This window comes from Vibrio sp. ZF 223, from assembly GCF_003050585.1.
Lineage (GTDB): Bacteria > Pseudomonadota > Gammaproteobacteria > Enterobacterales > Vibrionaceae > Vibrio > Vibrio crassostreae.
Genome location: NZ_PIGB01000001.1, coordinates 42,898 through 67,005, shown reverse-complemented (window position 1 = coordinate 67,005; position 24,108 = coordinate 42,898). Strand labels below are relative to the sequence as shown.

17 protein-coding genes are annotated in these 24,108 nt (G+C 43.8%); 13 read left to right on the top strand and 4 right to left on the bottom strand.

Features of this window, described 5'->3' with window-relative positions:
- Positions 1 to 138 precede the first annotated feature (138 nt).
- From CWO13_RS00240 to CWO13_RS00230, 3 genes are all read left to right on the top strand, one after another.
- Positions 139 to 951 (top strand): crotonase/enoyl-CoA hydratase family protein, encoded by an 813-nt coding sequence (locus CWO13_RS00240; protein ID WP_102530273.1) that lies wholly within the window; start codon positions 139 to 141, stop codon positions 949 to 951.
- Between the two features lie 93 nt (positions 952 to 1,044).
- The gene (locus CWO13_RS00235) at positions 1,045 to 2,223 is read left to right on the top strand and encodes an OmpP1/FadL family transporter (protein ID WP_102431693.1); all 1,179 of its coding nucleotides are present in this window, start codon (positions 1,045 to 1,047) and stop codon (positions 2,221 to 2,223) included.
- Positions 2,223 to 2,912 carry a hypothetical protein gene (locus CWO13_RS00230; protein ID WP_102431692.1) on the top strand — a complete coding sequence of 230 codons (690 nt, stop codon included), beginning with the start codon at positions 2,223 to 2,225 and terminating at the stop codon, positions 2,910 to 2,912. The genes CWO13_RS00235 and CWO13_RS00230 overlap by 1 nt, the downstream gene beginning before the upstream one ends.
- Positions 2,913 to 3,025: 113 nt before the next feature.
- On the opposite strand, the gene CWO13_RS00225 is transcribed toward CWO13_RS00230, so the two are convergent.
- The 3 genes from CWO13_RS00225 to CWO13_RS00215 form a co-directional block, all read right to left on the bottom strand.
- On the bottom strand, positions 3,026 to 4,624 hold the full coding sequence (locus CWO13_RS00225; protein WP_102431691.1) for a bifunctional aspartate transaminase/aspartate 4-decarboxylase: 1,599 nt from the start codon (positions 4,622 to 4,624) through the stop codon (positions 3,026 to 3,028).
- A gap of 148 nt (positions 4,625 to 4,772) precedes the next feature.
- Positions 4,773 to 6,491 (bottom strand): aspartate-alanine antiporter, encoded by a 1,719-nt coding sequence (aspT, locus tag CWO13_RS00220; protein WP_102431690.1) that lies wholly within the window; start codon positions 6,489 to 6,491, stop codon positions 4,773 to 4,775.
- A 146-nt stretch (positions 6,492 to 6,637) separates the two neighbouring features.
- Entirely contained in the window at positions 6,638 to 6,898 is a 261-nt protein-coding gene (locus tag CWO13_RS00215; protein ID WP_017081481.1) for a hypothetical protein, read from the bottom strand.
- A 243-nt stretch (positions 6,899 to 7,141) separates the two neighbouring features.
- Here CWO13_RS00215 and CWO13_RS00210 point away from each other — a divergent pair, with 243 nt between their 5' ends.
- From CWO13_RS00210 to CWO13_RS00195, 4 genes are all read left to right on the top strand, one after another.
- Positions 7,142 to 8,293 carry an efflux RND transporter periplasmic adaptor subunit gene (locus tag CWO13_RS00210; RefSeq protein ID WP_102458799.1) on the top strand — a complete coding sequence of 384 codons (1,152 nt, stop codon included), beginning with the start codon at positions 7,142 to 7,144 and terminating at the stop codon, positions 8,291 to 8,293.
- Positions 8,294 to 8,302: 9 nt separating this feature from the next.
- Positions 8,303 to 11,350 (top strand): efflux RND transporter permease subunit, encoded by a 3,048-nt coding sequence (locus CWO13_RS00205; protein ID WP_102432370.1) that lies wholly within the window; start codon positions 8,303 to 8,305, stop codon positions 11,348 to 11,350.
- A gap of 126 nt (positions 11,351 to 11,476) precedes the next feature.
- Complete coding sequence (locus CWO13_RS00200) at positions 11,477 to 12,157, top strand: DUF3313 family protein (RefSeq protein WP_017081484.1); 681 nt, start codon at positions 11,477 to 11,479, stop codon at positions 12,155 to 12,157.
- Positions 12,158 to 12,161: 4 nt separating this feature from the next.
- On the top strand, positions 12,162 to 13,283 hold the full coding sequence (locus tag CWO13_RS00195) for a phospholipase A (RefSeq protein ID WP_102432369.1): 1,122 nt from the start codon (positions 12,162 to 12,164) through the stop codon (positions 13,281 to 13,283).
- A 148-nt stretch (positions 13,284 to 13,431) separates the two neighbouring features.
- On the opposite strand, the gene CWO13_RS00190 is transcribed toward CWO13_RS00195, so the two are convergent.
- Positions 13,432 to 15,378 (bottom strand): winged helix-turn-helix domain-containing protein, encoded by a 1,947-nt coding sequence (locus tag CWO13_RS00190; RefSeq protein ID WP_108082306.1) that lies wholly within the window; start codon positions 15,376 to 15,378, stop codon positions 13,432 to 13,434.
- Positions 15,379 to 15,609: 231 nt separating this feature from the next.
- Between CWO13_RS00190 and CWO13_RS00185 the strand changes: the two genes are divergently transcribed.
- From CWO13_RS00185 to CWO13_RS00160, 6 genes are all read left to right on the top strand, one after another.
- Positions 15,610 to 16,245 (top strand): SDR family oxidoreductase, encoded by a 636-nt coding sequence (locus tag CWO13_RS00185; RefSeq protein WP_017094764.1) that lies wholly within the window; start codon positions 15,610 to 15,612, stop codon positions 16,243 to 16,245.
- Positions 16,246 to 16,532: 287 nt separating this feature from the next.
- Positions 16,533 to 17,645 (top strand): NADH:flavin oxidoreductase, encoded by a 1,113-nt coding sequence (locus tag CWO13_RS00180; protein ID WP_102432366.1) that lies wholly within the window; start codon positions 16,533 to 16,535, stop codon positions 17,643 to 17,645.
- A 419-nt stretch (positions 17,646 to 18,064) separates the two neighbouring features.
- On the top strand, positions 18,065 to 18,700 hold the full coding sequence (locus CWO13_RS00175; RefSeq protein ID WP_102432365.1) for a CatB-related O-acetyltransferase: 636 nt from the start codon (positions 18,065 to 18,067) through the stop codon (positions 18,698 to 18,700).
- 178 nt (positions 18,701 to 18,878) lie between these two features.
- Positions 18,879 to 20,525 carry an ABC transporter transmembrane domain-containing protein gene (locus CWO13_RS00170; protein ID WP_107898938.1) on the top strand — a complete coding sequence of 549 codons (1,647 nt, stop codon included), beginning with the start codon at positions 18,879 to 18,881 and terminating at the stop codon, positions 20,523 to 20,525.
- On the top strand, positions 20,522 to 22,690 hold the full coding sequence (locus CWO13_RS00165) for a peptidase domain-containing ABC transporter (RefSeq protein WP_108082305.1): 2,169 nt from the start codon (positions 20,522 to 20,524) through the stop codon (positions 22,688 to 22,690). Before CWO13_RS00170 ends, CWO13_RS00165 begins: the two co-directional genes overlap by 4 nt.
- Entirely contained in the window at positions 22,683 to 23,996 is a 1,314-nt protein-coding gene (locus CWO13_RS00160; RefSeq protein ID WP_102432362.1) for an HlyD family type I secretion periplasmic adaptor subunit, read from the top strand. The genes CWO13_RS00165 and CWO13_RS00160 overlap by 8 nt, the downstream gene beginning before the upstream one ends.
- Positions 23,997 to 24,108 lie beyond the last annotated feature (112 nt).

The following is a 24,108-nucleotide window of genomic DNA, read 5'->3' as shown; positions in this document are numbered from 1 at the left end:
TCACTGCTTTTTTTGTAGGAGTCGTTTGTGTAAAGGGGAGGAGTTAAGCAACGCAGGTCTCGCTTCTTAATGTGCAAGTTTGGCATATGTTAATAAAATGTATAATCTAAAGGTCTGACCACTGATAAGGTAGCCGCCATGCCAAACCTCGATCGTATTACTTGTTCTATCGATGAAAACCAAATTGCGACGGTTGTGTTGAATCGACCCGATAAGCTCAATGCTATTGATATGGCAATGTTCCAAGGCGTGAATAACATGGTGACTCAGCTGAAAAAGAACACTGAGATTCGTGCTGTAATAGTGAAGGGCGAGGGGCCTGATTTTTGTTCAGGGCTTGATGTTAAGTCCCTTTTAACCAGTAAATCTGGGGCGATGAAGCTGCTGTTTAAATGGTTACCGACATTGCCTAATGCTGCACAACGTTTTTCATTGGGTTGGCGAGATATTCCATGCCCTGTCATTTTTGCGATTCATGGTCGTTGTTGGGGAGGTGGTCTGCAATTAGTCAGTGGTGGTGATTTTAGGGTTGCTAGCCCTGATGCGAACTTCTCAATATTGGAAGCAAAGTGGGGCTTGATTCCTGATATGGGAGGCGCCATCGCATTTCGAGAGCTGATGCGAAAAGATCACACCCTAGAAATGGCGATGACGGCCAAAGTGATCGACTGCGAAACCGCGAAAGAATATGGATTGGTGACCAAGATTGCCGAAGACCCTTACGCTGAAGCTTATGCTTTGGCTCTGGAATGTGCGAATCGGTCGCCAGATGTTGTCGCTGCTAATAAGAAACTCTATAACAAGACTTGGTGGTCAAGCCCAGGCATGGCTGTGTTCTACGAGACTTGGTATCAGATAAAGGTCGCTTTGGGTAAGAACCGAGCGATTGCTGCTCAACGTGAAATTCATCGAGATAACCCACGACCATACGTCGCCAGAAAGTTTAAATAGCGTTTGTACAGGAATAATGGATATTCCCTTTGTTTATGAGGCTTTGCGGTAACCTTAGAACAATTTAATGTCTAAGGCTAAATGAGCAATCTGATGAACAAAACTTTTACTTACTCTATAGCTGCCACCGCAATTTTTACTAGCTTAAATGCTTTCGCAAGTGGCCTGTTTTTGCAAGAAGCGGTCGTTGCCAATGCTGGTACTACTGGTGCTGGTGACGGTGTTTATACTCGCTCTGCTGCTGCGATATGGACTAACCCTGCCACTATGTCTCACATGGGCGAGAGCAAAACGACCATCAACACCATGGCGTTCGATCTTGAGATGAAATATCAAGACAACGATGGTAATCCAGACGGCAAAGCTCATTCAGTCATGCCTTCATTTGGTGCCTTCCATGCTCACCAAGTCACAGACAAATTACACCTTGGTATTGCGCTGGGTGCTGTTGGTGGTTCAAGCCTTGATTACGGCAGTGATTGGGCGGGTGCTGCACTTCTAGAAGACATTACCCTGACCGCAATGCAAGTGAACCCATCACTGAGTTATAAGCTGAATGATCAGTGGTCAGTGGGTGCTGGCGTTCAATTGAGTTGGGCTGCATTCGAGCAGTCGACTTCTGGGTTTACAGCTAAGCAAGATACTGATTGGGCTTACGGGTATAACCTAGGTGTAATGTACACGCCTACAGATAAACTCAAGTTAGGTGCCAGTTATCGCTCTAAGCTAGAACACGAGTTTAATAACGAAGTGAAAGGTTTAGGTAATGTTGCTAACTCTTTGTCTACAGATATTGCTCTTCCTGAAATCATTGACTTCAGTGCAAGTTATGCATTGAATTCTCAACTTGATCTCTTGGCAAGCGTTCAATTCCACCGCTGGAGTGCTTGGGACGAAACGGTATTAGATTTCGGAGCAACTGACTTAGGCGGCGTTCCAATCGAACGTGATTGGGATGATGTATGGAAGTTTGCAGTAGGTGCGGATTACCAACTTAACTCTGATTGGCGCTTAAAAGCAGGCTTCTCTTACGAAACGTCACCACAAGACGATCCTTCAATGCAATGGGTTGACCTTCCAGTGGGCGAGCAATACCGCTACTCGGTAGGAGCATCTACCTATTGGGATGATATCTTAATTGACGTTTTCTATGAATACGCAGATTTAGGTTCAGTTGATATGAACCGAAACTTGGCAGGTTCACAGGTGAACTTGTTGAATGGTTCTTTCGATGGCCGCATTCACTTTGTTGGCGTTAGCGCGACATTCTAATGACATTACGTAATTTATTAATTGTTACTTCGGTAATACTGGGTTCAACGGATGCTTTGGCTGAAGAGAAGCATCCAGATGATCCGACTAAAATCGTGACCAAAGCCGGCGTTGCTTATAACGAAGAGCTTAAGTTCTCAGGCTCTATCGGGCTTGATGAAGCTCGAATGATCAATGCTCGTGTCAACGCGGACGGCGAAGAGTGGCGAGTGGGTGGTTCATGGTTATTACCTTTGGGCATCGTCAATTTCAACTTTAGCCGCTCTGAATACGACAACGATGCTTATAAGAATAACTACAGTATCGGGACATTTGTTCCGTTGAGTTATTTTGATATTGAGCCGTTTGGATGGCAAATCTTCCCGATGGCTGGCTACAGCTATAACGATGGTGAAGTGGCGGTGTTCGATGATGATAACGTTGGCTCTGACTATGTATTGATGCCGAGTTCAACACACGGTGGCTACATTGGTGCGTTTGGTTTAAAAACGATTACGGATGAATGGTCTATCATGGGCTTCGGTGGCGGTTCAATGGGGTCTGATGATTACTCCGGCTATTGGGCTGGCGTCGGCGCAAGCTACAAATTGAGTGATGCTCAATCATTCAACTTCTTCACTATTTTTGCTGAGGACGATTTCGGTGAAAATAACAGTGTCGGTGCTTCTTACACCTATGAGTTCAACTAAGCTTCAACTCGTTTCCCCATAAATAAAAAAGCTGAGTGTAGGCCAACCTAAGTCGGTGAACTTACACTCAGCTTTTATCATTTCTCTATGAGCTTTTTAGCTGTTGTTCGATGTTAGCAAGTCGCTTGGTAGCGCTCTACGTAGCTTTGCATTACCTCATTCATCGCTTTCGTGATGTTGGCGTATTGCTCTTCTTCTAAGTTCGCGAGAGACACACGTAGTGACCATGTTGGAGCATCAAACCCTGCGCCCGGCATGACAATCACACCATGCTCTTCTGCAAGGCGAACCAAGAAGTCTAGCGGTTCGTAGGTTTCTTCTAACCAAGAGAAGAAGCCCTCGCTGTGAACTGTTTGAGCGATTTCTTTCAGGTCAATCTCTACATAATAAAACGCACCTGTTTTATCGCCTTCAGCAATGATTGGCGTTGCTAGGTTTTTCTGCATCAAAGTATTGTATCGACGACGCACAATCTGCTTAGCCAAGCGCTTATATTCTTCACCACCTTGCATCAATGACAACAACGAGAACATCGTCATCTGGATTTGCTGAGGTGTTGAAAGGCCAGCAGTATGATTCAGTGCGACAGCACGGCTGTCAGCCACCAAACGGTCAATAAATTTAATCTTACTCGGTTCAAGGGAGATGCCTTGGTATCGTGCTGTTAATGTGTCTCTGGTTTGCTCCGGGAGATCTGCAATCATGCGGTCGAAGTTACTGTCTTCGTGAACGCCAATTACGCCTAAACGCCAGCCAGTAGCACCAAAATACTTAGAGTACGAATACACTAGAATTGTGTTCTTCGGAGCAAGCATCGCTAACGAAGTGAAGTTATCTGCAAAGGTGCCATAAACATCATCAGTCAGTAGGATGAGTTCAGGACGACGGTTAGCAATTTCTGCGATCTTCAAGAGCGTCTCGTCACTTAATCTTACTGATGCTGGGTTACTTGGATTCACTAAGAAGAACGCTTTTACGCTTGGATCGTTTAACTTTTCTAATTCTGAATCAGGAATCTGCCACGCCGACTCTTCTGTTGCCATGATTTCCACTTTGTTTAGTGAATAATCTTCAAGCTCTGGCATCTCGATGTAAGGCGTGAAAATTGGTGCGCCAATCGCAATCGTGTCGCCTTTGTTTAATAAGCGGTTGCTCTTCAATGTATTGAAGATGTAGACCATTGCTGCGGTACCACCTTCAACTGCAAACAAGTCAAATTTGCCAGCAGGTAGCGGCTGACAGCCTGCCATTTCTTGCTCGATGTATTTACGAGCAATGAGTTCCGAATATTTGAGCATGCGATCAGGCACTGGGTAGTTGTTACCTAGAATCCCCTCAACCCATTCATAAATAAGCGCATCACCGTCTACCTGATATTGATCCGTAATAAACTGGAAGGCTTCAATGAGGAATTGCACACCTTCTTGGTCTTCGTATTTTTCACAAAACTGAAGAAAGCGCAGGCTAATATCTTGTTGAACTCCCATTCCACCAAAGCCTTCATACCCTGAGAAATTCGATTTTGATTCTTCTAGTGCAAACATACCTAATTGGAAAAAGGCTTCACGTGGCGCTGTCGCGACCCAGTTTGGGTTACCACGACCAGCGTTGATCATAGTTTTCTCATGTGAATGCTGAGCAAGGTCGATCAGTGTGTTTTTTACTTCGAATGGGCTTAGTGTTTCTAGGCGTTTTTCATCTGTGCGTTTCATAGTCGTTTCTCTTTAAATTTGTTTAAGATCCAAGTTTTTTGGATATATAAATGAGTTAATTTCTTTGAGCAGCTAGCCTGCTTGGCTAGCTACTGTGTTAAATCGTTAATGAATAAGTTGAATCATCAATTGGCTGATTCGGTGTTGATTACGAAATTTTGGTAATTAGGTTGATGATGATCGGACCCCATAAGGTGAGGAAGATATTGGCAACCGCATAAGTCATCGTGAAACTCGGTACTGGTGTGCTGTTTTGTGTTTTTTCTAGTAGCGATGCGAATGCAGGGTTTGCACTGCGACTACCCGCGATAACCGCTAGCGCTTCTACTGGATTTTTGATTTTGAGTACGTAGTAGTTGAATAGGAACGTCAGTACTTGAGGAATTAGAGTGACCAACACACCTAGCAGTAAGAGCGTTACGCCATTCTCTTTGATTGCCGTCAGCGCTGGAGCGCCTGCATTAATACCAACAACCGCAACAAATACTGCAAGGCCGAATGTCTGCATAAAGTTGGCTGCGCCATGGTTAACACTGCCTAAACGAGGTGTACGCATTCTTAAGTAGCCCACAAGTAAGCCGGAAACCAGACAACCTAAACCTGAACCTAGAGCGATATGAGAACCACCGATAGTGAAACCAATCTCGCCAATCAGATAGCCAAGCACCATGCCGAAAGACATTGTTACGAAGTCAGTAACACTAGGCAGTGGGCTGTTGTAGCCAATTTTTTTGATGACTTTAGCTATGTCTTCTTTTTGTCCAACTAAGGTGATTTCGTCACCAATGTGCAGTTCAGTTTCTGGCAATGTCGAAATATCATGGCCCATGCGTGATAGCTGAGTGATATAAACACCACGACGTATACGTGCGTTCGTTTCATCGTGAAGCTTACGTAGCGTAATACCCGCTAGTTTCTTATTCGTGAGTACGACCTTCTGTTGTGTTTGGACAACATTGCTTTCTTCACTAAATTCACCGAGTTCGACACCCAGCGAGGTCACTTTAGGAAATGCCTGAGTCAGACCAGTAAGGTAAACTTTGTCATCCGCCGCTAAAATAGGGTTCTTCGCCAAATCTAACGTTGATTCTGTGTCTTCGTGTGAGCGGTAAATAGCTTCAATTGTGAGGTCGGCATCGAATGCTTCTTCTAACTCGACAACACTTTTTCCAACAAACATAGAGTTCGCGGTCACTTGATAAGCACGAGAAGATACGCGGTTCAATGCAGAGAATTCACCCTCGTTTAGCTGCTTGCTGCCTGCGCCCATTTTTTCCGTAAGCTTCTTCGCTTCTTTGGTTATGTTCCAACCCATTACCATTGGAATGAGTGACATCATTAGAATCGGACCAAGAGAGCCGAAGATGTAGGTGATTGAGTAACCCACAGCCACGTTTGTTTTAAGCGTTGAGGTGACATCTGGCGCTAGGTTCAGCTGATCGATAGCATTACCTGCAGTACCTATGATTGCCGATTGTGTTAAGCCACCAGCCGCAAGGCCCGCCGCTAAACCTTTATCTAGTCCTGCCCATTTAGATAGCAACACAACCGTGATTAATCCTACAAACGTCATCACAAACGAAGCGAATAAGCGTGTTAGCGATGAAAGGCGGAATGACGAGAAAAACTGCGGACCGCCGTTGTAACCCACCATAAAAATAAATAAAGCAAAGAAGATGCTTTTTACTTCGTTAGAGATCGTGATACCGCCGATCTGACCAAGTGCTACAGCAACAAGCAGTGAACCTGCGATTCCACCTAATTCAAACTTACCGATTTTAATTTTACCAATTAAGTAACCGAGACCGAGTGATAAAAAGAGCGCTATAAACGGATAGTCTCTAAGTTGTTCAATAATAAATGACATAGTAATCCTTGAATGAAATAGCATCATCATTGACTCGCTATTTCATTTTTTAATTTGGTTTAACGTTTGATTAAGCATTAATCAACATTTGGTTGATGAACTGATCTAATGCTTTATTTTTAATAATCTGAACTTCATCCAGTCTTCTACTTTTTATGATGAAGTCGCGATGATTTTTTATGGTCATGCATTTTATCTTTGTGATGTTTATCATGATGACCATCAGAATGGTGATTGACTAAATGCTTATGACCTTCTGGGTCGCCACCATGTTGACCAGAATGAGAGGGTTGATGTTCTCTATATTCTAAATGGTCTTTATTATGTTTATGGGTAACATCTTCTCCATATATACGTTTCATCTTTTCTTTAATAGCGACTTTAGTGTGATTAATTTGATTCGACATAGTTAACTCGTTTATTTTTTAAGGAACGATGAGAATTATATCGATCGAGAAAATAGATAAATCATGTTCAAATAAAATAGCAATAAAACAAAAATTGAGTGCTGATTGGTATTTTCATCTTAAGTGTTTGATTTTTAAGGTTTGATTTTTATTTTATATAAGATTGGGTGGATGTTATATGAGTTTGATTTATTGGCAGTGTCGATAGATAGAATGACCAGACTTAAAAAACAAGGTGAACACATGAGTAAGTATAAAGGCGTTATTGTCGGGTCAGCTCTTTTTATATTACTGTCTTTTGTATTTGGCTTTCATTATGTAAAAGGTGAAATGATCAAAGAGAAGGTCGCTAATTTTAAATTGCCAGCTATATCTGTAACAACGGAAAAAGTAAATCAAGATACTTGGGATAAAAGTTTAAAAGTCATTGGTAACATTCATTCTAATCAATCTATTGATGTGACGAGCCAAATGTCAGGCCAAGTAAAAGAAATTCTCTTTACTTCAGGTCAGCAAGTAAATAAGGGTGATGTTCTTGTTAAATTGGATGATGCGTTATTGAAGTCCAACTATAAGAGCCAGCTATCCAAAGTTGAATTGGTTAGAGTCGAATTGATGAGAAATAAATTGCTCCTTAGAAATAACAGTGTTTCAAAAAACTCGGTTGATAAGCTACAAGCTCAATTTAATGCTGAAGGTGCAAAGCTGGAATATATTGCTACGCAAATTGACTACATGAAAGTGAAAGCGCCATTTTCTGGCAGCGTTGGGATTCGTAATATCGATGTGGGTGACTTTATTAATTCAAGCACAGCGATTGTCGAGCTGGAAGACAAATCAAAGCAATATGTCGATTTCTCTATTCCAGAGCTTTATTTACACGATGTGAAGGTAGGGCAAGATTTACAATTTTATTCAGAAGCAACGAACGACGAAGTCTTTCACGGCACGATTTCTGCCATTGAACCGAGCTCAGACAGCAACACGCACAATATCGAATTGAGAGCCATGGCTAACCAAGCCGTGCCGTTAGAGGCGGGTATGTATGTCGACGCTACGTTAATCACATCAGAATCGGACACTATCGTGGCAGTACCTTCTGTTGCGATCAGTTACACCTTATACGGAAACACCGTGTTTGTGTTGGATACGTCGACTAAAAAGGCCAGCGAACATTCGAGCAACGATGCATCACCATTTTACGAGTACAAGGTTGTGCAGCGCACTGTTGAAGTCGGCCCCAAACAAGGCGGTTATGTTGGTGTGGTTTCGGGCTTGAAAGAGGGGGATGTTGTTGTGACTTCAAACCAACACCAACTCAAGAATAGTGGATGGGTTCTGGTTAATAACCAACATCCGTTGATTACTGATAAAAGTACTAAGCAAAGTAACTAGGAAACTCCCATGACATTTACTGATGTATTTATCAAACGTCCAGTTTTGGCTACGGTATTAAGCCTTGTACTGTTGGTGTTAGGTCTTAAAGCTTTTACCTCACTGCAAGTGCGCCAATATCCAGAAATTGAAACGGGCGTTATTACCATTACAACGAATTATCCAGGTGCCAGTGCATCCAGCGTTCAAGGGTATGTGACGCAGCCACTGCAGGCAGAAATTGCTCAAACAGCGGGCATTGATTACATGACATCGGATAGTGCTCTGGGTAAGTCCGTGATTACCGTTTATTTGAAGCTAGGGTATCCGTCGGATAGTGCTTTGACCGAAATTTTGTCTCTCGTGCAGCAAGTGAAATATAAGCTGCCGTCGGGTGTATTGGACCCGAGCATTCTTAAATCGACGTCTCAATCGCCGATCTTATATGTTTCATTTTCGAGTGACACATTGAAGACGGAGCAAGTCTCGGACTATGTGAGCCGTGTGGTTAAGCCGACTTTCTCTACTGTTGAAGGGGTGTCAAAGGTCGACATATTGGGGCAAGAAGATTTTGCAATGCGAATCTGGCTGAACCCTCAACGACTGGCTTCATATGGTCTGACGGCTGAAGATGTTCAAAACGCGCTTCGTGCAAATAACATTGTGAGTGCGGCGGGCAAGTTGCAAAACCCTTATATCGAAGTTGATATTAACGCTCATACCGATTCAAGTTCGGTAGACGATTTCAAGAACATGGCTTTGAAAGCGCATGACGGGCAACTGGTGCACTTAAAAGATGTGGCGACGGTTGAACTAGGCGCAGCAAACTATGACTCAGACGTTGAATTCAATGGTGTGACTACCGTATCAACGGCGATCAGTAATACGGCAACATCTAACCCATTGACCGTTGTTGAAGGCATTTACGAATTGCTTCCACAGATCCAAGCAGGCTTACCTGAAGGTATTAAAGCGGATGTAATCTATGACTCGACTAAGTTTATCGAAACCTCAATTGATGAAGTAGCAAAAACCTTAATCGAAGCCGCACTGATCGTAGTCATCGTTATCTTCGCCTTTTTGGGCTCAATGCGAGCGATGTTGATACCACTTGTAACGATTCCTTTGTCATTGATTGGCTCTATGTTCTTCATGTTGAGCATGGGCTTCAGTATTAACCTGTTGACGCTGCTTGCCATGGTATTAGCAATATCGCTGGTGGTTGATGATGCCATCGTTGTTGTGGAAAACACCTTTCGTCACTTAGAAGATGGTACCAGCCCAATTAAGGCTGCTATAGACAGTGCTCGTGAAATTGCAGGCTCGGTTATCGCGATGACCATTACATTGGCCGCAGTGTATGCGCCGATTGGTTTCATGGGAGGACTCACCGGTAAGCTGTTTACTGAGTTCGCATTCACTTTGGCGGGTTCAGTACTAATTTCGGGTTTCATCGCCTTAACGCTAACGCCGATGATGTGTTCAAAACTGCTTAATAAATCGGTTCTCGACGGAAAACTGGTTAAGAAGATCGATGCAGTGATTGAAGGCGTAACAGAGCGCTACCGAAAAGTGCTCGAACATGTGTTGAACAACCGTGTTTATATTTGGCCAGTGGTAGGAACGTTAATGATCAGTCTGGTGTTCATGTTTATGAATACTTCATCTGAACTGGCACCTGAAGAAGATCAGGGCGTGATGATTGTGATGGGGCAAGGTCCTGCACAAGCGAATACCGATTACATTCGCCACTTTACTCCGGCTCTTATTGACTCTATCAGCAAGAACGATGAAGTCGAAATGACCATGCTAGATAACGGTTACATGAACAACAATGCGTTCTTTGGTTTGGGTGTATTGAAAGATTGGGATTCGCGTGACGCAACGGCAAAAGAAGTAATGCAACGTTTCGAAAAAGAGAGTTCTGTATTACCGGGCTTGCAGGTGTATACCTTCTCTCCACCAGATTTACCAGGTACACCGCAAGGCTTGCCATTCCAAATGGTTCTGAAAACGCCAACGGGTTCTTATCAAGAACTCTATCAGTACGCTGAAAAACTGAAAGAGTACGCGCAGAAGAGTGGCAAGTTCATCTATGTGCAAAACGACCTGAATTTTAATAAGCCACAAGTAGAGATTCGCATCGACCGCGATAAAGCGGCTCAGATGAACGTGAACGCACAAGACATCGGTACCGTGTTGTCTCGCTTTATCAGTGAAGGCTTCGTGAATTACTTCTCGATGGATCAGCGCAGCTACCAAGTTATCACTCAGGTACCTAACGAGAACCGTAACTCTTGGAATGATTTGAAGAACTACCACGTGCGCTCTAACACCAATGAGATGGTACCGCTGGCATCATTGATTGAAATTAGCCAATCAGTGCAGCCATCGAAAGTGGATCAGTTTCAACAGCTTAACAGCGCCATGATTGAAGCGAAAATGATGCCGGGAATCAGTATCGGGGAAGCCTATAAAGTGATGGAAGAAGGGGCGGCGAAGATATTGCCTAAGTCTTATACGACAGACACTTCAGGCCAATTGAGACAGTTCCTACAAGAAGGCTCTTCACTGGTTACGACGTTCTTCCTTGCTCTTGTGATTATTTACTTGGTTCTGGCTGCTCAATTTGAAAGTTTGCGAGACCCACTAGTGGTATTAACCAGTGTTCCATTGTCTATCTTTGGCGCCCTGATGCCACTGTATTTAGGCATTGATACGCTCAACATATACACCGAAGTGGGGCTGGTGACCTTGATAGGCTTGATTAGTAAGCACGGTATTTTGATTGTGGAGTTTGCAAACCAAATGCAACAGGAATTGAAATGCAGCCGACGTGAAGCGGCCATTCGTTCGGCTACCGTTCGAATGAGACCAGTATTGATGACAACCGCAGCCATGGTTGTTGGTGTTGTACCACTGCTCATTGCAAGCGGAGCCGGTGCTCAAAGCCGTTTCTCGATTGGTTTGGTCATCACGGTGGGTATGTCGGTGGGCACATTATTCACCCTGTTCGTGGTACCAACGATATATACCTACTTGGCTGCGGATCACCGCGGGCAAGAGCAAGAAGTTTAGTCCGTTATCTGGCTGCTAACGTTACGCGGCCAATACACATAGAAGTTTAATCAACACGAGTCCCATTTTATGAGCCTTATCGCTCAGGGATTCGTGCACTCAAAATTTAGAAAACTAGAGGTTCACATGAAACTACATTACCTATTCCCATTGTTCGTTTTATTCACTGCTGGCTGTTCAAGCAACATGCCAGATAAACAAGAAATCCAGAGCGTCGACTCAAACCATTATTTTATTGATAGCCAGTTTGATGATGATAGGAAAGGCGTTTCTTGGATAGCGAAAGACAGCGCGTCACTTCACTTTAATCAATTTGAATTTACAACCGTTAGCATGAAAAGCTCGGGTGTTGATCAGCATGTATCAAAGGAGGTTCAGTCTCAATTTAAAGCACAGATCCATAAGAAAATGGATGAGAAGTTGGCTGAGAAATTACAGGGCTACAAGAACGTAGTTTTGGAGAACAAGGAGCTTGATATTAGCGTGAAGTTATATGATATCAATGACATTCCTGAAGACATGCGTGTGACTGAGTTTATCCCAGTAGGTTCGGTTATCGGCGCTGTAAAATACGCGGCAGGTACTCGTGATCGCTCTATTCGTATATTGGCGAGTGTGGATCTGAAAGATCATGATTCATCTCAGCTCATTGGTCGCCGTATTTTCGTCGTGAACGATAATGGCGTACTTGAGAACGACAAATCAGAAATCACCATCGAGATGCTTGATAAAAACGTTGAGCAAATTACTCAGCAAGCGGTCGACTTTGCGTTTGAAGTGACTTACCAAGATAAAGACCAAGGGTAGAGTCATGCGATCTCGTAAACAGAACAGCGCTAGTAAACGCCTTGGGGTTGGTGAAAGGCTAGCTGGACACAAAAACACGCTTGCTCTACTGGTTATCGGCCTCGCTGTGAATGCTTCAGCGTATGCCAATACTAGCGGTGTTGATGAACGAGCAAGCTATGAGCAATGTATTTTGTCTTCATTGGCCAAAGCAACCAATCAACAAAGTATTGAGTGGTTAAAGCAGCAATGCGCATCCCAAGAAGCCGTTACATCAAACAAAACACCCGAGAATAAGTTGTCGGGTGAAACCAGCGAAGACGGTTTAGACTCCATCAGCGAAAGTGCACTGGAGTCTAAAGTCCCGCGATTGAAGATGGAGTACACAACTGAAGATAACCCGTTTGTTATAACGCCTTATCGTTTGAACTATATTTTGCCAGTGACTCATATGACCAACGTGAATACACAGCCCTATGGGGATGAGCGATTCGGAGGTAAAGCGGATGACCTCAGCGATGAAGAGATCAAACTGCAGTTAAGTTTAAAAATTCCAGTGGTTGATGATGGTGTTTTTAATCAAGCGGACAAAATCTATTTTGGTTTTACGCTCAAATCATTTTGGCAGGCGTACTCTTCTGATATCTCGGCACCATTTAGAGAGACTAACTATCGCCCAGAGATCTTTTACGAAACGCCTTTGAACATCGAGTCAGCTGATGGTGTTTGGTTTTCGCGTTTGGGTTTAGAGCATGAATCTAACGGACGAACGGCAGAGCTTAGTCGTAGCTGGAACCGCGCTTATGTTGGGCTAGGGTATACCGAAGATGACTTTGCGGTTTATTTCCAGCCTTGGTACCGAATTCCTGAGTCGAGCAGTAGCGATGACAACCCTGATATTCAAGACTATTTGGGTCACTATGAATTGTCTGGCGCTTACAAATGGGATGGTTTTGAGGTTTCAGCATTGGGTCGCTACAACTTTCAAACCGGGTATGGTGGAATACAGACATCACTCAGCTTTCCTCTGTATGGCCGGCTTCAAGGGTATGTCCAGTACTACAAAGGCTATGGAGAAAGCTTGATTGATTATGACTACAACAGTGAAAGGATTGGTGTGGGTATTCTGCTAACCAATGCCTTATAGCGGTTATCGCTTTTTTATCAACGATTGAGCGATTAACGATTTCTGTGAGAACCCAAAAACACACCGCCTGAGTAAGCGGTGTGTTTTCTATATTAATAGCTAACGGCCAATAGTTAATAGTTAACAGCCAATAGTTAAGAGCTGTTAATCATTGATTGATACCCAATTTGGATTCAATCTCGGTGATGTTACTTTTGAAAAACAACGTTTGAGCGACTTTCAAAACCACAGGGTGGCCAGATTCTAATATCGCTTCATAGTAGTACTCTTCCGCCATTGAAGGGTTGCCTTGAGATTCTTCAATTTTTGCCAAGATAATCATAGACATCACACTGTATTCATTCCTCGGAATCAAGCTTAGATAGTATTCGGCTTGGTCAGGGTTATCTTCAGTGAGGAAGTAGGCTGCTAACGCGTCATAGACTCGATAAGAGTTAGCATTGTTCTGAGCATTGAGTAACTGTTTTTTGAATTTCTTATTGAGCGCTTCAACCTGCTTATTCTTATTCTTATTCTTATTCTTATTCTTCGATCTCATTATAAAAATGTCGGCAAGCTCATACATGTAACGGTTCGACATAACGAAGTGGTTGTCGGGTTCTAGCTCATTGGCTTGGGCGATCTTAGACAAGGTGTCGGTTCTGTCTAACGTCATGAAGGTGAGCCCGAGCGCTTCAAGGGTGAGCTTTAAGGCTTCTTCTTGTTTGGGTAACTCAGAGATTTGCTGCTTCAATATCGATTTTTGAATATCCAAATTAAATGAATCCAATAGATCATCGAGCATTGAACGCATGGTCGTGTGGAGTGAAGCCGGGTCAATCAGGTAATCTCGACCTAGGTGTCTGAAATTAGAAATTCGGTTGAAGTAGGTGATATCAAGGTATTCTCTGTCGCCATCAATTTCACTCTTGAAACTGATCACGTTGGCTGAATTCGGCACCAAGGTTTCATCGACTACGACACGAAAATCGCGATAGGTGGTCAAGTAGCTCATTAATTTATGAATGATCCCACGTTTAAAGGCATCCGTCTTCAAGTTGTCATCGATACTTACGTAGATATATCTAGGTTCTAAAGATAAGTAGTGCACAGATTCGTGTGCTTTGTGGGCATCTAGGTTTTGACTGTCTACTGTTTGATTAAGACGATTTTGTTCCGTTGATTGATTTGAGTCAGCGAGTGGTTGGTTTGATTCATTAGCGGCGGTATTTAAACTGCTCAAATCGAAGGCGTCCGATGTAGGGCTGGTCGGTTTTAACGTCCACCAAATAAGTCCAAGCGCAATAACTATAGCGCCCCCAAACATCACAGCACGAGACGTTCTTTTCTGAGGTTTATTTTCTGCGATAGGCGCTTGTTTGTCGTTAGCTGTTTTATTTACAGGTGACTGTTGAACGGACTGTGCTGTACTCGAATCGGTATGGCTTGGATCGACATAGCTCGAATCGCTAGGTCTCGAAGCGCTAGGTTGCTGATCAACAGGCTGAATAGGTTCTTGTGAAGCAGGTTTTTCTGAGGTTGCATCGATTGAACTCTCTTCAGATTCTTCGAGTACGGTTTTGGCCTCTGAGCCTTGATTGCTTATTAGGTTCTCACCAGTAACCGATTCTGCTTTTGGTTCGACTTGTTGTTTTTTATCCTCATCCAAAACTGGCGATGTATCTGGTGCGTCTGATTGAGTTGAAGGAAAGGAACCAAAAGCATTAGGTGCATGATTCATGTCTGTAACTGATACGGTATTTGTGGTGACACTTGCAGGTACTAAGATGGTTTTGTGGACATCAACATCGAGTTTATAACCGCGTTTGGGCACGGTGATGATGTGTCCCATTGAATGTCGTTCAGCCGCTTTGAGTATTTTGCGCAGTTCAAAAATAGCTTGCGTGATCACCTGATCCGTCAAGATTGAGCCATTCCAGACTTCATTAATCAGCTCATCTCGTGAGAATACGATCTTAGGATTTTGGCAGAAAAAGTTGAGTAGCTTGGACAAGCGATTGTCGATGATCACGTCTTCATCATTCATGATGAGTTTGTCTTCATCAGGAATAAATAACCACACGTCGAAAGAGTATTGAATGCGTTCTTTTTTCATAACCACCGAGACTAAGTCATTGTATTAAAATTACTTTAGTAGACATGTTTGGGCAATTCAATTAACCAATGTCTAATTATGATAAGTGGACGTGCTTTTGAGCGGATTAGTGAGAGCCAGCAAAAAAATAAAAACAATATTGAGACTTATTCTCATTTGTTGATCTCGATAAAGGAACGGTTTAAATTGTCTGGTTAGTATCACTACAACATGAATATTATGAGGTTTTTTATGAGTACGGTCGTTGTATGGGGAGCAGGAAGTGGGCTGGGTGCTGCAATTGTTGAGCATTTTCACAAACAAGATTATCAAGTAATAGCGATTGCGAGAAACCCAGAGAAGAACACGCGCTTGGCTGAACTTGGTATCACCACACTGCGTTGTGATGCTACCGATAAAGAACAGGTTGAATCTGTGGTCGCTCAGTTACCTAAATCGACACTGGTCGTTTCTAGTATGGGCAGCTTCAGAGCTGACATTCCCGTTGATTACATTGGACACCGACATCTGACTGATGCGCTTGAAGCCAATGGTATTGCTCGATTTGTGCTGGTAACGTCGTTAGGTTGTGGTGACTCTTGGCAGTATTTGTCGGAGCGATCTCGAAAAGGGTTTGGCGCAGCGGTTCGTGAAAAGTCGTTGGCCGAAGCTTGGCTAACCTCGAGTTCTCTGGATTACACCATCTTACGTCCGGGTGGCTTGTTAGACGGCGAGGAGACTGGCAACGGTGAGCTGTCCCAGCAAGTCGAAGTTCATGGTGTGATTTACAGACAAGAAGTGGCGCGCCTTATTGAAGCCTTGTTAACCAATGAAGCGAGCATTGGGCAGATCTATCAGTGTGTTGATCCTACGGTTCAATATGGATAACGCTGTTAAGTCTGATTTTTAGTAAAGCCTTCAAGCTATAAAGCTATAAGCTTATAAATCCCTGAAGTCGTTTAGCTAAACTAAGCGGCTTTTGTTTGCTTCCTTTGTTCTCTCTAATTCCTGCCTTTCTATTCTTTTGCTGTCTCTTTCTGCCTTTTTCTCAGATGAGAGTGGCGCTCTCTTAATCTAGATTAAGTTTTCCCTAGTTTATTCTCTGTAGTATCCGCCTGAATCAGTGCCCATGCTTAATGGGTAACTCGCGCAATACGATTTTGAGAGGAAGACACTTGAGCACTTTGTTTACAGAAACCCACATTGGCAAGATGACACTAAAGAACCGCTTCATGAGAAGTGCAACGTGGGAAAATATGGCCACCGAAGACGGGCATATGACAGATAAACTGTACGCTATCTACGAAGAGTTGGCTCAAGGTGAAGTCGGCCTGATCGTGACGGGTTACGCGAACATCGTTGAAGAAGAAAAGCCGAATGCGGGCATGATGGGCATGTATAACGACTCATTCATTGAAGAGTATCAAAAGCTCACTCAATTGGTTCATGACAATGACTCTAAAATCGTCATGCAATTGGCATACGGTGGCACAAAGACCACGCATGATCTTGGCGAGCGAGTGATCTACGCACCAAGTGAGGTTCCAGAAAAAGGAACTCAAACACTAGGCAAAGCGATGACCAAACGCGAGATTGACTACATTGTTGATGCCTTTGCTCAAGCGTCATTGAGAGCACAAAAATCAGGCTTTGATGGTGTTGAGATTCATGCTGCTCACACTTACCTGATTAATCAATTTTTAAGCCCTTATTACAACCAACGTGAAGATGAATACGGCGGTAGCCTAGAGAATCGCATGAGATTTCTGTTAGAGATCTATACTGCGACGCGCAAGCTGGTGGGTGATGATTTCCCTATCTTGGTTAAGCTTACAGCTTCGGAGTTTTTTGAAGGTGGTGTCACCTTCGACGAAACGCGCTTAGTTTGTAAAAAGCTTGAACAAGTCGGCGTTGATGGCATTGTCGTATCAGGTAATATTCATGGCAAGGCAGACACTATGATTGGCGAGTCGCACGATGGTTTTACTATTCAAGCTGAAGGCTACTTCCACGAATATGGTCATGCGATCAGCCAAGACGTTAATATCCCAGTTATCACGGTTGGTGGTCTAACGGATTTTGATGCTATCGAAGCGATTGCAAACAACACAGGTATTGAATATTTCGCGCTTTCAAGGCCGCTGCTTTCTGAACCACATTTGGTAAAGCGTTGGAAAGAAGGGGACAGAAGCCCTGTTGAGTGCGAAAGATGTTCAAAATGCCGAACTAAGCGTGGCAACTTCTGTGTCGTGAATAAAGACAGAAAAGTACAGCTTGCTCGTATGTAATCGCTGAACCTAGCTCCAAGCGTGAGCCGAAATTTATAGCCGAGCCTATGTTTGATCCTGTGTAATCGCACAGGCTCTATTCATTCCGTATTCTATGAAACGAAATTTGAAACCTTATTAATCACATCTGACTGTCAAATGGGTGCGATTAAACAGATACACTACACCTGTAAATTATCCAACCAAGTTATCGATAAAAACTGAGCAAACTTTGAAACTACTTCCTCTTCTTAAGCAACCTCGAATCCACTGACGCCTCTTTAGTTTTAGCGGCATTGCTATGATTTAAGCGTGATACTCACTATTTATCCCGGTGAACCCTGTGTTTATGGGGGTGCTAGTTTGTGCACCTTGGATTTGCATCGTCGAACATTTTGATAGTTAACGAATAAAACTAAATAGATCATTCAGAGGTAAAAATGCAAAAGAAGCATTGGTCCAAATTCGAGTTGTTGCATGAAGTCGTAACCAACCCCAATATTCATGTAAAAGGTCAACACAGTTATTACAGCGATTACTGGGATAACGGTTTTGAACAATCGGTAGTGCGTTATTTACACGGCGACGAAGTCAGCCGCCAGTGGGAGCCTCGATGGGAAATCGACGAACTCCATATCGGTGATTATGTCTGTATTGGCGCAGAGGTTGTGATTTTAATGGGCGGCAACCATACACACAGAGTTGATTGGTTTTCACTGTATCCATTTGTGGATGTTATCGACGACGCCTACATTGGCAAAGGCGATACTCACATTGAAGATGGGGTGTGGTTAGGCATGCGAGCGATGGTGATGCCCGGTGTGACGATTGGCGAAGGCGCTGTAGTTGCAGCGAATAGTGTGGTGACTAAAGACGTCGCACCCTACAGCCTTGTCGGTGGTTCTCCAGCTAAAGTCGTCAAATACCGCTTTGATGAGTCCGTTATTGACGAGCTCATTTCATTCAAAATATACGAGTGGCCCTCAGATAAATTTGAAGCGCTGAAACCGTATTTATGTAACCCAGACTTTTCAAAGTTAAAGCAGGCGATAACGGATTACGACAATTGTTTGTAAGGAGCACTTGTAACGAGCATTTGTAAGGTGCGTTTTTAAGGTACGGGTATAGCCACAGATTTGTGTAGAAAGATCTGTGTCATATTTATATTGAAAAACACGTTAAATCAGTCCGTTACCTTGCAATACTCAACATGGTGTACCAATCTTATTTCATAAGCATGGATAAGGATTGTGTATGCCCGCAAGTTCAATGAAAAACAAAGGGGTGGTGGGGAAAGTCCTACTGCCTTCTTTACTCATAAATCTTCTCTCTCTCGCCGTTCCGTTAACGGTTTTACAAATTTACGATCGTATTTTACCTAACCAAAGTTACGGTACTGCCACTTTGTTGTTGGCGGGTGCAGCGTTGGCTGTTGCCATGGAAGCATTAATCCGGTTTGTGCGTACTTGGCTTTTGTCAGCCGCGGCCAGCAATACCGAGAAAGCGACCTATCAAACCTTGGTTGAAAGAGTAACAACGGCTTCATCAGGCCATCTTCGCCACATTGGTGTTGGCGGCGTGGAAGAGGGGCTGGGCTCAGTATCAAAAGTCAAAGATTGGTATTCCGGTGGTGTGATTGCAGGCTTTATTGATTTGCCTTTTGCATTGATCTTCTTGGGCTTGGTGGCTTACATCGGTGGTGAGCTGGTGGCGATACCTTTGGCAGTTTGGCTGATTACTCTTGGAATCGTTTGGTTATCTTCTATTCGCGTTAAAAGCTTAAGTGAAGAGGCTTCCCAAGATGAGCAGGAGCGAAAAGCGTTCTTGATTTTACTAAGCCAAACCATTCAGGGAATCAAACGCCAGGCCGTTGAGTCTCGAATCTTCAATCAGTTCAAATCCCTCAATAATGTTCGCTCTCAGTCTAAAGCGAGAGAAGAAGAACAGAACGCCTTCGCCCAAGAATGTATTCAGCTTGCTGCATTAGCGACGTCAGTTTTACTGGTGATTACGGGGAGCTTGTGGGTGTTGGATGGTCAGTTAACCACAGGTGGGTTGGCGGCATGTTCTATCTTATCGGGCAGAGCGGTTGCGCCTTTGAGTGCACTGGTTGGGGTTCGAATCAAGCTTAATTCAATACACAGTGCCAATCAGGCAATAGAAAAATTGAATGACTTGTCACTATCTGAGTTTTCAGATTCTGAGCAACCTGAGACCCCTTTATCTGACTTTGAGACGCTGGAAATTAAGCAAGCGACCGTCGAAAGATACGGTGAACTTGCTTATGCAGATGTCACACTGAATAAAGGTGAGTTGGTATTGTTAGAGAGTGAGGATCGCCACACCAACAGTCATTTATTGTCGTCGATTGCAGGTATTGATGATCTAAAAGCGGGTGAGTGCTTCATTAACGGAGCTGCCGTTTCAATCGCATCGGTAAGCAACATTGCAGCCTACTGTGGCGTTAAAGGACAACTGGTGTCGGGGACCATTCTTGATAACTTATGTGGCTTTGACCCTGAGAAAACGCAAAGCGCCAGTGACTATGCAAAGCGTTTGGGTTTAACCAAAGAGATTACTCGATTACCCGATGGGCTCGAGACACAAATTGGCCATACGAGTGCTTCTTTGTTGAGTATGGGTAACGTGAAAATGCTCAATATCGCGGCTCAATTGGCAAGTGATAAACCCATAATCATGTTAGAAAGGCCTGATTCTTCACTTGATTTAGACGCCCTTGGAAATCTAGCTCAGGTGTTGGAAGAAGAAGTGACGGCAGGGCGCACGATACTGATGGTGAGCTACCATTTGAAACTTCGAGATTTAGCTAATCGAATAATTACAGTGAAAAGTCGAGCTATTACCGAACAAAGTGAGATCAATCAGGAGGCCGTCGTATGAATCGTTTAGATGCTAGCAACCGTGCAGATACGGATGGTCGACAAGAGGTGATGAACCATTTAGAAACCGAGAGTCTTTCCGTCCTCAAGCAGTTGGAAGTGAATGCGAATATCCAATTGTTCGCACATCAATGGGTCGATGAGAATGGCATTGAATCAATAGACGATATGTTTGCCTTGTTCGACAGGCTTGCACTGCCTTATCGCTTGGTTGCCAACCTAGATGAAGTTGGTGAACATAAATTGGTCTTACTGGTACTTGGTGAACATGAGCTGGTCTCTGGTCATATAGAATCGAAACAGTTTATTGCTTTTGATGCCAATGAAGACATTGCCGATATACCACAGTTTTGCATTGTTATCGAAGGCCCGCCACTAGAGAAAGCTTCTCCTGATTGGGTTGGCGAACGGTTACATGCGTTTCGTCCTATCATTCCTAAATTGCTGTTGGTCAGTTTTATCACTAACTTATTTGCACTTGCTGTTCCATTCATCACGATGTCGATCTATGACCATGTGATTGGTGGTGATGCAGGGCATGAGCTGCAAGGTATCGCCATTGGCGCGGCGTTGTTGTTTGTAATGATGGGTTGGTTAAGGACATTGCGTAGCCGAGTATTTGCTTCAGTGTCCAACCGAGTGAGTCGTGAGATATCCCAATCCCTCGTGCAGCGTCTGCTAAGAAATAGCTATGCTCAAAATCAGCAAACAGCATCTTCTAGTCAGCAAAACCAAGTGATGTTGTCGGAGCGTATTTCAGGTGTGCTATCAGGACCATTAGGAAATGCGTTGTTTGATCTGCCATTCATTCTAATCTTTGTACTCGCAATTGGTGTGTTAGGCGGGTGGTTAGTGCTGGTTCCGATCGTCTCTTTGGTTCTGTATTACCTATTAGCTAAACGTTCGATACGTTCGAGTAGTAAGTGCTCAATGCAATCGACGGTAGCAGGTACGAATCGTCAAAACATGACCAATGAACTGTCATCCAAACTTGCCTTTATTCGCAGTGCTGGGTTTTCAGAGCACTGGATCCAACGTTTTCAAAAGGCCAATCTGCTTGCCTCTACAGTGACGTTCAATCAAGCAGTTCTGCAAAGTCGATACACCTCTATTTATTACTTTATCGGAGTGGGCTCAACATTGGCTGTCATGGGCTTAGGTATTGGACTTATTTTCGAACAAGTGATGACACCCGGTGGTTTGATTGCTTCAATGATGTTGATATCTAAAGTGACGGGTCCCGCTCAGGTGTTGGCAAACAGTGCGATGCGTTTTAACAGCTTTAATCAATCCAAATTGCAAGTGAACCGTATCTTGTCTCAGCCGTCCGAGCGTGAATTCAGTTACCAGCATCACCCGTTACCTGTGGTAGCGCCTAACTTGAAATTAGACCAAGTGACACTGCGTTATCCTAAACAGAGTCGCCCCGCTTTGAATGGTGTGAGCTTTGATATTGAAGCGGGTGAAATTGTTGCGATTACTGGCCCTTCAGGAAGCGGTAAATCAACCTTGATCGAAGTATTGTCTGGTTTACAACCTATCCAAAATGGCATGGTCGAGCTTGAAGGCGTTAACCTCGTTCAATACGACCCGCAGCTCTATCGCCACTGGTGTTTCATTCGAGCAGCTTATCCTGATTTGCTTACGCTGAGTATTCGAGAGTGGCTAAACGACGGTCATAAAGTCGAAGATCAGAAAATGATCTCTGCGATTGAAATGGTCGGCGGAAAGCGTTGGTTCGAGACATTATCAGGCGGGCTCGATACTTCCATCAGCAGTATTCAGCCGGACAGTCTTTTTGACATGTTGTCTGGCAGCGTCGCGCAGATCCTCATTGACGCGAAAGCGCTGGTTTATGACTACCCAATGTTCTTAATGGATAATCCTGTGCCTGATGCTCACCCAAATGCTAAACGTATATTTGGTGAGTTTGTGCAGTCGAAAAAAGGAAAAGCAACGGTGATCTACACGTCCCACGACCCGGATTTAATCAAGCTTGCCGATAAAGTGGTGGTATTAAATGAAGGTACAGTGGTTTATGCCGGTCCATTAGAGCCGGAGCAGTCTTCAGAACCTCAAGCTTCCCAAGGAAAAGAGGCGTCTGCTCAACAAAATGCAGCCCAACAAGAACAATCAGAGTCTAAGCAAGGAGTCGCTAATGACTAAACAATCTATCGAGAAGGGCAAGCGCTACGGTGAACTTGTTGAATCACAAAATACGGCTCGTACATTGGCATTGGCGACATGGTCGGTTGCCTTATGTGTTATTGCTTTTGCCACTTGGTCTGTAGTCACTCAAGTTGATGAAATTGCAAAAGCCAAAGGCGCTGTGATTCCTGAAGGCGAAAAACAGGTACTACAAAGCGCGATTGGCGGTAAATTAAAGCAAATTCTCGTTAAAGAAGGTCAGTTGGTTGAGAAAGGTCAGCCACTTGTTGAGTTTGATGCCACTTTCCAACGTACCGCTCTTGAAGAATTGAAGTCTCAACAAGTGACGCTTCTAGCCAGTGTGGAACGTATGAATGCGTTGCTTGAGCAACGCGAGCCTAACCTTGCTGAGTTCGAGGTCGATTATCCTGAGATTGTTAGCCAACAAAAAGCTCAACTGAACGCGCAGAAAGCCCTCTACTTCCAAAAACGTGTGGTGCTTGAGAAAGAGAGCGAGCAAATTGCAGAGCAACTTCGGAGTGTAGAAAAGGCCTTGCCGAGTTATGAGAAAGAGCTAAATGCGACTAAGCAAGAGTTGAATATACTAGAAAAGGGTTATAAATCGGGCAACATTTCACGCTTACGTGTGCTTGAAATGCGCCAAAAGCTGGCCAGCATAGAGCAGAAAATCGAAGAAGCTCGTGGTAAGAAAGCTGTGTTAATCAAGCAAGCAGACAGTACAGAGCAAAAAATTGAACAGCTTTTAGCAGAGGCGAAGGCGAAAGTCAGCGACGATCGTTCTAAAGCAGTATCTGACTTATCAGCATTGAATGCCAGAGTTCGTTCAAGCCAGGCTAAATTGACGAACACTATGTTGGTGTCACCGCTACAAGGCTTGGTGCAAAGCCTGCCAAGCACCCAAAACGGTGGTGTTATTCAGCCAGGTGGCACTGTGGTTGAAATCGTTCCTGTTGGTGGGAAAGCTGACTTTAAAGCTCGTTTATCGCCAAGAGATATTGGTTTTGTGAGTGTAGGGCAGCCGACTCGAATCAAGATTGACGCGTTTGATTACAGTCGCTTTGGGGCGCTGAAAGGTGAGGTGGAAAGTATTTCACCAACCACCAGTCAAAGCGAGCGAGGCGAGATTTACTATGAGGTTGTGGTATCGGTTGAAACGCCGTACTTCCGTGATAATCCTGAGAGCTTTTCAATTCTGCCGGGTATGACGGGGGAGGTAGATATCACGACGGGCGAGAAGTCGGTGTTCCAATATCTTTGGAAGCCAATTTATACCAATATCAGTGTTGCATTTGGTGAAAGGTAACTCAAAGAATCACAATCGTCTCTTTGTTCAGAATGATACAAGAAACAACTATTAAAAAGGGAGCACATAGCGTGCTCCCTTTTGTTTTACTTCACTAATGACCAACTACCAA

Excerpts from the sequence above, each read along its gene's own strand:
- CWO13_RS00240 (WP_102530273.1), top strand. The coding sequence starts at position 139 with ATGCCAAACCTCGATCGTATTACTTGTTCTATCGATGAAAACCAAATT.
- CWO13_RS00235 (WP_102431693.1), top strand. The coding sequence starts at position 1,045 with ATGAACAAAACTTTTACTTACTCTATAGCTGCCACCGCAATTTTTACT.
- CWO13_RS00230 (WP_102431692.1), top strand. The coding sequence starts at position 2,223 with ATGACATTACGTAATTTATTAATTGTTACTTCGGTAATACTGGGTTCA.
- CWO13_RS00225 (WP_102431691.1), bottom strand. The coding sequence starts at position 4,624 with ATGAAACGCACAGATGAAAAACGCCTAGAAACACTAAGCCCATTCGAA.
- aspT (WP_102431690.1), bottom strand. The coding sequence starts at position 6,491 with ATGTCATTTATTATTGAACAACTTAGAGACTATCCGTTTATAGCGCTC.
- CWO13_RS00215 (WP_017081481.1), bottom strand. The coding sequence starts at position 6,898 with ATGTCGAATCAAATTAATCACACTAAAGTCGCTATTAAAGAAAAGATG.
- CWO13_RS00210 (WP_102458799.1), top strand. The coding sequence starts at position 7,142 with ATGAGTAAGTATAAAGGCGTTATTGTCGGGTCAGCTCTTTTTATATTA.
- CWO13_RS00205 (WP_102432370.1), top strand. The coding sequence starts at position 8,303 with ATGACATTTACTGATGTATTTATCAAACGTCCAGTTTTGGCTACGGTA.
- CWO13_RS00200 (WP_017081484.1), top strand. The coding sequence starts at position 11,477 with ATGAAACTACATTACCTATTCCCATTGTTCGTTTTATTCACTGCTGGC.
- CWO13_RS00195 (WP_102432369.1), top strand. The coding sequence starts at position 12,162 with ATGCGATCTCGTAAACAGAACAGCGCTAGTAAACGCCTTGGGGTTGGT.
- CWO13_RS00190 (WP_108082306.1), bottom strand. The coding sequence starts at position 15,378 with ATGAAAAAAGAACGCATTCAATACTCTTTCGACGTGTGGTTATTTATT.
- CWO13_RS00185 (WP_017094764.1), top strand. The coding sequence starts at position 15,610 with ATGAGTACGGTCGTTGTATGGGGAGCAGGAAGTGGGCTGGGTGCTGCA.
- CWO13_RS00175 (WP_102432365.1), top strand. The coding sequence starts at position 18,065 with ATGCAAAAGAAGCATTGGTCCAAATTCGAGTTGTTGCATGAAGTCGTA.
- CWO13_RS00170 (WP_107898938.1), top strand. The coding sequence starts at position 18,879 with ATGCCCGCAAGTTCAATGAAAAACAAAGGGGTGGTGGGGAAAGTCCTA.
- CWO13_RS00165 (WP_108082305.1), top strand. The coding sequence starts at position 20,522 with ATGAATCGTTTAGATGCTAGCAACCGTGCAGATACGGATGGTCGACAA.
- CWO13_RS00160 (WP_102432362.1), top strand. The coding sequence starts at position 22,683 with ATGACTAAACAATCTATCGAGAAGGGCAAGCGCTACGGTGAACTTGTT.